Source organism: Longimicrobium sp., from assembly GCF_036280135.1.
Taxonomy (GTDB): Bacteria; Gemmatimonadota; Gemmatimonadetes; order Longimicrobiales; family Longimicrobiaceae; genus Longimicrobium.
Genome location: NZ_DASURI010000451.1, coordinates 1 through 8,611, shown reverse-complemented (window position 1 = coordinate 8,611; position 8,611 = coordinate 1). Strand labels below are relative to the sequence as shown.

At 72.3% G+C, this 8,611-nt stretch carries 6 protein-coding genes; 3 read left to right on the top strand and 3 right to left on the bottom strand.

What is annotated here, in order from left to right; all coding sequences use genetic code 11:
- Positions 1-105: 105 nt before the first annotated feature.
- Together VFZ20_RS14625 and VFZ20_RS14620 are read left to right on the top strand one after the other, a co-directional pair.
- Entirely contained in the window at positions 106-1,983 is a 1,878-nt protein-coding gene (locus VFZ20_RS14625) for a hypothetical protein (RefSeq protein ID WP_329684641.1), read from the top strand.
- Positions 1,984-2,208: 225 nt separating this feature from the next.
- Entirely contained in the window at positions 2,209-2,628 is a 420-nt protein-coding gene (locus VFZ20_RS14620) for a GxxExxY protein (RefSeq protein ID WP_329684640.1), read from the top strand.
- 89 nt (positions 2,629-2,717) lie between these two features.
- Here the strand turns inward: VFZ20_RS14620 and VFZ20_RS14615 are convergent, their stop codons facing one another.
- On the bottom strand, positions 2,718-5,066 hold the full coding sequence (locus tag VFZ20_RS14615) for a ribonuclease H-like domain-containing protein (protein WP_414682941.1): 2,349 nt from the start codon (positions 5,064-5,066) through the stop codon (positions 2,718-2,720).
- Between the two features lie 326 nt (positions 5,067-5,392).
- Between VFZ20_RS14615 and VFZ20_RS14610 the strand changes: the two genes are divergently transcribed.
- Complete coding sequence (locus VFZ20_RS14610) at positions 5,393-7,045, top strand: VWA domain-containing protein (RefSeq protein WP_329684638.1); 1,653 nt, start codon at positions 5,393-5,395, stop codon at positions 7,043-7,045.
- Positions 7,046-7,434: 389 nt separating this feature from the next.
- Here the strand turns inward: VFZ20_RS14610 and VFZ20_RS14605 are convergent, their stop codons facing one another.
- Together VFZ20_RS14605 and recO are read right to left on the bottom strand one after the other, a co-directional pair.
- On the bottom strand, positions 7,435-7,644 hold the full coding sequence (locus tag VFZ20_RS14605) for a hypothetical protein (RefSeq protein ID WP_329684637.1): 210 nt from the start codon (positions 7,642-7,644) through the stop codon (positions 7,435-7,437).
- A 381-nt stretch (positions 7,645-8,025) separates the two neighbouring features.
- Positions 8,026-8,611 (bottom strand): DNA repair protein RecO (gene recO, locus VFZ20_RS14600; protein WP_329684636.1); only part of this gene is annotated, 586 nt, incomplete at its 5' end.

The window sequence follows — 8,611 nt, the reverse complement described above, 5'->3', positions numbered from 1 at the left end:
TCCCTCGCCGGCGGATTCGCCGGGCACCCGCGCCGGGACGGCACCCTCTCCGCCGCGCCCCCGGGCACCCGCGCCGCCGGCCTCTCTCCACTCGCGGAGGTTCCCATGAGCACACACTTCACAGGCAGGCTGCTGGGATCGCTGGCGGACGACGTGGCCGCGCCCCTGGCCCATGCGCGTGTCCGCGTCTACCGGCTGCAGGGCGACGCACCGCCGGCGGACCCCGCGCGGCCGCTGCCGCCGGAGGCCGTCCAGGACAAGGAATCGCGCCTGATCGCCGAGGCGCAGGCGGATGGCGACGGCACGTTCGCCCTGGAGCTGGACGAGCACCCGGCCGTGGAGCTGGACGTGCGGATGGCCGCGCCGGGCGGCGGCGAGGCCACGCAGTTCACCGTGGCCCGGCTGGACGCGGCGGCCCTGCGCGAGGGACGGTGGGAGCAGCGCATCTCGCCGGACGTCTGGAAGGCCATCGTGGGGCGCGGCACGCGCATCATCTTTGGCCGGATCACGGCGTGCGGCACCCAGCAGGGGATGGCCGGGCTCACGGTGCGCGCGTTCGACAGCGACTGCATCCAGGACGACGCGCTGGGCCAGGCCACGACGGACGCCGGCGGCAACTACGTCATCTTCTACACCGCCGCGCAGTACAAGAAGACGCCGCTGTCGCCGCTGGTGAACGTGGACACGCCCCTGGGCGCGGGCGGGCAGCAGGGGCCGGAGGTGTACTTCCGTATCCAGGGCCCCGCGGGGACGCTGCTGAACGAGCCCGGCAGCCGCGGCCGCGCGGCCGACCGGGCCAACGTGCCGGCCCTCTTCCGGGCGGACCTGTGCGTGACGGGCGAGGTGCGCGACCCCGTGCGGGTGGACGTGGACCCCATGTTCCTGCGCGTGGGCCAGTACAAGGTGAACCCCGTCCACAACCACTTCACGCCGGGCGGATTGACGACGGCCGGCGAGTACGCCTTCACCCGGTCCATCCCCCTGGAGGGCAACCTTCCGGACGCCACGGCGGCGGTCGCGATGGAGTACCGCTTCCTGGCCCGCGCGTACGCCAACCCCGACGGCACGGGCGCCCTGGGACCCACCATCGAGCTGAACGGGACACACCTGGCACAGACGCAGATCGGCTGGCTGGTGTACTACGACTACCACGCGGACACGGACAGCTACGTCTCCGAGTCCACGCCGTTCTACGCCGGCGGCGCCCCCGCGCAGGTGACGGTGCACCGCGCGGCCATCCACGGCGGCGACGTGGTGGTGAACGTGACGACGCCCATCGCCGACGACGGGTGGATCCAGGTGCCGCGCATCAACGAGCTGCACGTGGGCGGACGGGGTCGGTTCGAGGCGTGGCACAAGGACATGGCCGTGCTCAATACGGCCGCGCTCACCAGCCAGACCATCGACCTGCGGAATCCCGCGCCGGCGCACCAGGCGGGCAAGCCGGTGCCGGCGGGCAAGCGGGCGGCGCCGCGCGTGTTCCAGCTCACGTTCCAGGCGCGCAAGGTGGGCACGGTGCCGCCCGGACTGACCAACGTGCTGGACCGCATCAGCATGATCAACGCGACCTTCCAGTACGACGTGCACCCCAATTGGTCCGGCCACGCGGGCGACGGGCGAGCCGTGGTCTCGGTGAACGTCAAGGAGGCGGTGGACGGCGGCGGATGCGGCAAGGTGAGCACGCTGGTGAACGTGCTGTACACGGTCTACCACCCGTTCATCCGCACGGCGAGCCTGTCGTTCGAGGGGCCGGTGGCGGTGCCGGGCAGCACGCTGGCCGTGGGGCCGGACGGGCACGCGTCGTCGCCGGATCCCATCGTCCCCGTGGACCCGGCGATCCCCGACGACCACGTGTTCGACTTCAGCGCCAAGCCCAACTGCGCGTACGTGGCGTGGCTGGGTGCCACCCTGGACCTGACGTCCGGCTACGGCCGCATCATCGACGCGGGCATCACGGACCACGTGGGCTTCTGCAAGGGCTGACCGATCTTGATCTCACGCGGAGGGGGTCCGGGCCAATGGTCCGGGCCCCTTCGCGCGTTCAGGTTCTACGGCCAACTGCATTCTCACGCAGAGCCGCAGAGGACGCAGAGTACCCCGGTCCCTGCAACCCGCATGGTCCCTGCCACCTGGCAGGGGCTTTCGTACAAATTGTACATCGTTTACGTTTGGCGCTCCGTCTCTATGTCCCCCAGGTGGAGGTTGCCGATGCGCGATGTAAACCAGGTTACGGGTGAGATCGTGGACGCCTCGTACCGGCTGCACACACGGCTCGGGCCGGGGCTGATGGAGCAGGTGTACCAGGCACTGCTGGCGAAATCGCTGCAGGAGCGTGGTTTGAAGGTGGAGGTGGAGCGGGTGGTCTCGTTCGAGCTCGACGGGATGCGCTTTGACCGGGCGTTCCGCGTGGACCTGCTGGTGGAGGGCCGGGTGATCGTGGAGCTGAAGTCGGTGGAGAAGCTGGCGCCCGTCCACTCCAAGCAGCTCCTCACCTACCTGCGCCTCCTGAACCTGCCCGTGGGCCTGCTGATCAACTTTGGCGCGGTCCGGATGAAGGAGGGCGTGCACCGCATCGCGAACTCCCATCCGTCTCCCGTCCGCGTCATCCACGAAGATCGAGCCGCCTGACGCCGCGCGCGGAACCGCGTAGGTGCAGGGTCTGGGGTACTCTGCGTCCTCTGCGGCTCTGCGTGAGAAAGCAGTTTCGCAGTTGAAGTTCAAAGGCTCTGCAGCACGGGACGCATGCTGGACGGCGCGGGGGCAAAGAGCGACAGCTGGTCGGGGCTCGCGAACAGCGCCGCGAAGTCGTCCGGCGTGAGCGCCCGGGCCAGGCGCGACGCGTACGTGTCCCGCAGCACCCGCGCGTAGTGCTCCACGTCGTAGTCCCGCCGATCCGCCTCCCCGTCCTCCGTCGCGGGCACCACCGCGCCCCCGCCCCCCTGCGTGCGGTAGATGCGCACCTTCTCCCCCACCCGCCACGCCGTCCGCCCGCTGGACAGCAGCGCCTCGTACGACAGCTCCTTGCGCGTATCGCGCGACTCGGCGTACGCGGCCGGCGTCTTGGTCAGCCGCACGCGCGAGCCCACGTCGCTCGTGGGCAGCTCGCGGCGGCGCAGCGCGTCCAGCGTCTCCAGGTACGCGTCGCGCACGCCGCCCAGGTCCCCCGCGAACAGGTGCAGCAGCGCGCGGCGCAAAAACGCCTCGCCGTACGGCTCCGACCGGCTGGAGCGGAACGCCACGCCCCGCAGCGTGAGCGTGCCGTCGTATCCCAGCAGCGCGTAGTTCTTGGGCTCGTGCGACAGCATGGCCGCGTACCGCCCCTCGAACTCCAGGTGCACCAGCGGCGGCAGCAGCGCCGCCACCTCGGCCACCACGCGCCGCTCGTCCGCCTCCGTCCACCCCTCCGGCACGGCGAAGTACACGCCGTCCGTGTCCGCCTCCAGCAGCGTCACCCCGCGCGCGGCCAGCTCCCGGCACATCAGCCCCAGCGTCTCGCGGCCGCGGCGCGTCACCTCGTTGGCCGCGTGCACGTCGTTGAAGCGCGTCAGCCCGCCCGCGGCCAGGTAGCCGTACGCGCTGTTGACGATGAGCTTCATCGCCCCCGACACGGCCTCGTGCGTGTGGCGCTCGGCGGACCCCGGCGGGGCGGCGCGGCCGGCGGCCTTGGCGGCCAGGCGCTGCTCCACCAGTCGGTCCACGAGGGCCAGCAGCGCGCCCAGGTGGTCCCGCGCCGGGCCGATGCGGTGCTGCCGCATGAGCGACGGGTACAGGCTGGCCACGTCGGCCTTGACCACGCGCCACGCCACGCCCGTGGCGAACAGGTGCAGCGCGGCGCCGCTGTGGGGCGTGCCGTCCGGCAGCCGGTGCGCGGGAAGCGCCGCGCCCGCCCGCAGGTACGCGCGCACGAGCAGCGGGTCGATGACGCCCGTGGCCGGCCCCGCGTCCGCCAGGCGCTCGTACCGGCGCGGGGCCATCCGCGCCAGGGCGAACGCCGCGCCCCCCAGCAGCCGCGCGATGGCGGCCACCTCCTCCACGTCGTCCTCGGCGTAGCGGCGGATGCGCTCCGGGTCCGTCCGGTAGACCGTGTGGATGAGGTGGCCGGGGACGTACTCGCGGTCCGGCGCGGCCACGCCCAGGTGCCGCGCCACGGCCTTGAGCCCGTGCCCCGGCAGCTCGCGCGTGGCGAAGTCGTAGCGCGCCACGGCGTCCATCGTGTCGATGAGCTCGCGGCCCGGCGCCACGAACCGCACGCGGCGGTCGCTGTCCTCCTCCCGCGCCACGCCGCGGCGGGCGGCCCGCTCGCGCAGTCCCCTGCCCTCCAATCGGCCCAGGACGAGCGGGACGCGCAGGCGGGCCGCGCGCTGGGCCAGGAACGGCAGGTCGAAGCCGTGCAGGTTGTGGTTCTCGATCACGTCCGGGTCCGCCGCCCGCACGGTCTCCGCCAGGCGGAGGATGAGATCCGCCTCCGCCGCGTCGCCCGTGCCGTGCGCCTCCAGCGTCTCCGTGCGCCCGTCCGGGTGGCGGACGGCGATCATGAACACGCGATCCCGCCGCGCGTCCAGCCCCGTCGTCTCCAGGTCGAACTGCAGGCGCCGCAGGTCGTCGAACGTCAGCCCGCGAAAGTACGTGCGCCCCGTCGCCACGAGGTACTGCTCGTCCGGCGGCAGGACGAGGGCGCTCTCCGCGCCCAGCTCGCGCAGGTGGCCCACGGGCCGCCCGTAGCGCCGCGACGCCCCGTGCAGCACGGCCTGCGTCAGCACGTCCCCGTGCTCCGCGGTCACGAGAAAGCGCAGCTCGCCGACCCCTTCCAGCTCGCGGTACCCCACCCGCGCGCCCGCCGTCCCCTCCGGCGCGAGAGCGTCGCCCAGGTGGCGCAGGTCGTCCAGCCGGTCCAGCAGGAGCCACGGGCGAAAGCGCACCTCCTCGCGGACGATTTCGCCCGTCTCCACGATCCGCCGCCACACGGTCGCGCGCCCGTCCGCCTCCGCCCACACGGAGACGATGCCGGGCGTGGGATCCCATCCCCACAGCCACTCGTCCTGGCGGGTCGTGTCCGTCACGCGCATGATGGAACGTTGAGGATGTCGGGTCCGGCGCGGAGGCGCCCGTTTCGAGCCTGCCCCGGAGCGTGGAGGCGAAAGGTTCCCGAAGAGTAGCGCCCCGCGTGACGGATGGCGAGGGTTCACCGTCCAGCCACGGAGCGCGTAGCAGGACGTGGCAGACGGCGTTGACGGGGGTCTGCGGCGGCGCTACGCTGCCGTCCGTCCGTTCCCCCGGTCCGGGATCGGCACGGAACTCCGCGCGCCGGCGGACGGTACGCGTCCCACGACCCACCCGCCGGGCGGCCCGCCCCCCCGCCGCCCGGCCTTCATCCCGCAACAGAGACGAGACGATGCGCATCCATCGCCCCCTGAAGTCCCTGTTCGTCTCCACGCTCCTGGTCGCCGCGGCCGGGTGCTCCATGAGCGCGGCCCCACCGCCTCCGCCGCCCCCTCCCCCGCCGCCGCCGCCTCCCCCTCCGCCCGCCGCGCAGCCGATGATGGCCCGGGTGCAGGAGAACGCCGCCGGCCGCGTAACGATGGCCGACACCTCCCGGTTCAATACCGAGGAGTACAACCGCATCGACGAGAACCCGTTCCGCACGGTGCGCGACGCGCCGCTCTCCACGTTCGCCATCGACGTGGACGCCGCCTCGTACAGCAACGTGCGCCGCTTTCTCCGCGAGCGCCGGCTCCCGCCGCGCGACGCCGTGCGCATCGAGGAGCTCGTCAACTACTTCGAGTACGACTACCCGGACCCCGTGGGCGAGCACCCGTTCTCCATCACCACGGAAGTGTCCGTGGCGCCGTGGAACGAGCATCACCGCCTGGTGGCCGTCGGTCTGCAGGGGCGGCGGATGGAGCAGCGGGAGATGCCGGCCGCCAACCTCGTCTTCCTGGTGGACGTCTCGGGCTCCATGGGCGAGCCCAACAAGCTGCCGCTGGTCAAGGAAAGCCTGCGGATGCTGGTGAACAACCTGCGGCCGCAGGACCGCGTGTCCATCGTGGTCTACGCGGGCGCGGCGGGGCTCGTGCTTCCCAGCACGCCGGGCAACGAGCGGGCGCGCATCCTGGAGGCGCTGGAGCGGCTGAACGCGGGCGGATCCACGGCCGGCGGCCAGGGCATCCTGCTGGCGTACGAGACGGCGCGGCAGTCGTTCATTCCCGGCGGCAACAACCGCGTGGTGCTGGCCACGGACGGCGACTTCAACGTGGGCGTGAGCAGCGAGGGCGAGCTGGTGCGGCTCATCGAGCGCAAGCGCGACGAGGGCGTGTTCCTCACCGTGCTGGGCTTTGGCACCGGCAACCTGGCCGACGCGCGGATGGAGCAGATCGCCGACCACGGCAACGGCAACTACGCCTACGTGGACGGGATCTCCGAGGCCCGCAAGGTGCTCGTGCGCGAGATGGGCGGCACGCTGCTCACCATCGCCAAGGACGTGAAGGTGCAGGTGGAGTTCAACCCGGCGCGCGTGGCCGCCTACCGGCTCATTGGCTACGAGAACCGGGTGATGAGCAGCGAGGCGTTCAACGACGACCGGCGCGACGGCGGCGAGCTGGGCGCCGGCCACTCGGTCACGGCGCTGTACGAGATCATCCCCGCCGGGGCAAACGCGCAGGTGGCCCAGGCGGACCCGCTGCGGTACCAGGAGGTGCGCCCCACGCCTGGCGCCGCCGCCAGCGACGAGCTGATGACGGTCAAGCTGCGCTACAAGGCGCCGGACGGCGACCGAAGCTGGCTCATCGAGCAGCCCGTGCGCGACCGGGGCACGGAGCTGGGCCGCACGAGCGACGACTTCCGCTTTGCCGCCGCCGTGGCCGCGTGGGGCATGCTGCTGCGCCAGTCGGAGCACCGCGGCGAGGCGTCGTGGGAGGCCACGGCCCAGCTGGCGCGCGGCGCCATGGGCCACGACGAGCACGGCTACCGCGCCGAGTTCCTGCGCCTGCTGGACGAGAGCGCCGCGCTCTCTGCCCGGCGCGTCTCCGGCTCCGACCGCGAGCGCTGACGGACGGCAACGGCTTCTCACACAGAGGGAGCAGAGGCAGCAGAGTACCCCGGTTCCGCGCGGAGCCGGGGTTCCTCGTTCCGGGACGATGGTTCACGGCGGAGAAGCCGACTCTCGTGCGCGAATCACGGCCGTGCACGTGCCGGGTTCTCCTCTCTCCGCGAGGAACGAGCGGGGAGAGGCCGGGAGAGGGGCGGGTTGCTGCCGGCGAGAGGTGTCCGGATGCCCAGGATGAAGGTCTCCCCCTCCCCCGCGAAGCGGGGGCAGGGGGCCGGGGGGAGGGGGCCCTCGGCGAGCCGGCAGAAACTCCGCCTCCTCCGCTCGATCCATCCACACCCCCCACGCAGAAGGCCGGCCCGGGGCTCCTCGCGGAGCGTCCGAACCGGCCTCTACTCGTCTCCCCGGCGGCGAAAGAAGGGGAAGATGCGGGACCTTCGCCGCGGCGCGGTCACGGAGAACCGCATGTACTCCACCTGGTCCCCCACCTGCAGGACCACGAAGTACACCGCCGTGGGAACGGGCCGCCCCTGCAGGTCGCGACCGTCCCAGTACGCCTGCTTTCGGCCGGGCTCGGTGTAGCGAAGGTTGAGCACCGGCACGTTGCTTCCGCGCGGATGCCCCTACCGCCTTGGGGATGGCCACCAGCTGACCAAGCATGTTCACGATGCGGATGGTGACCAGCCGCGGCTCACCAGCCGTGATGCGCTCCTCCAGGACGAAGGGAATGTACGTGTTGGGATTTGCCGGCTCGGGGTAGTTCTGCTCCAGGCGAAAGCCCCGGGACTGCGCGGCGTTGCCCTGCGCGTGCGCGCCGGGCGGGGAAAGACAGCCGCAAACGAGCCACAGAAGGAGCAGAACAGATGGTGCACGCAGCATCAGCACCCTTTCTGTTCACCAGGTTTCGTGCGTGGTTTGCTCCTCCGAAATGCGGGTCCTGCGGTTGGATTGGCAGTCAACATACCCGCGCCGCACGGGCGGGGTCAAGCAACATCCGGCGCACCAACTGTTTGCCGCCCGTCCTCGTCGTCCCCCTCCGGGGACGCGGGCGCGCCGGCCACCATCCCGGCGCTCTCCAGGAACAGGTCCATCGACCGGAACGGCCGCTCCTGCGCCAGCTGCGCGTCCAGGAACGTCTTGAGCAGCGCGCGGTGCGTGCCCGGGCGGGCCACGCCGCCCTCGGGCACGTGGCCGGACAGCATCCGCCGCACCTCCGCCCGGCTCCCCGCATCCAGCACGCGCCCCACCCGCCTGCACCCCGTGCACGCCACCCCGCCGGCCACCGCGTCAAAGCGCACGGGCTCGTCCGCGTCCAGTTCGCGGCCGCAGTGGATGCACGCCGCCGCCTGCGGCTCGAAGCCCAAGAGCACGACGAGCGTCCACGCGCCCGTGAGCGACGCGGCCAGCGCCTCTTCGGGGTTCCGCGCCTGGGCCACGAGGTCCCACGCGTCGGCCAGGGCGTGGTACAGGCCGGGATGCGGCTCTTCCGTCCCCGTCCGCATCACCAGCTCGGCCAGCAGCGACGCGCCCGCGAAGCCCACGAGCGAGCGGCCCAGCGCCTGCCGGCTG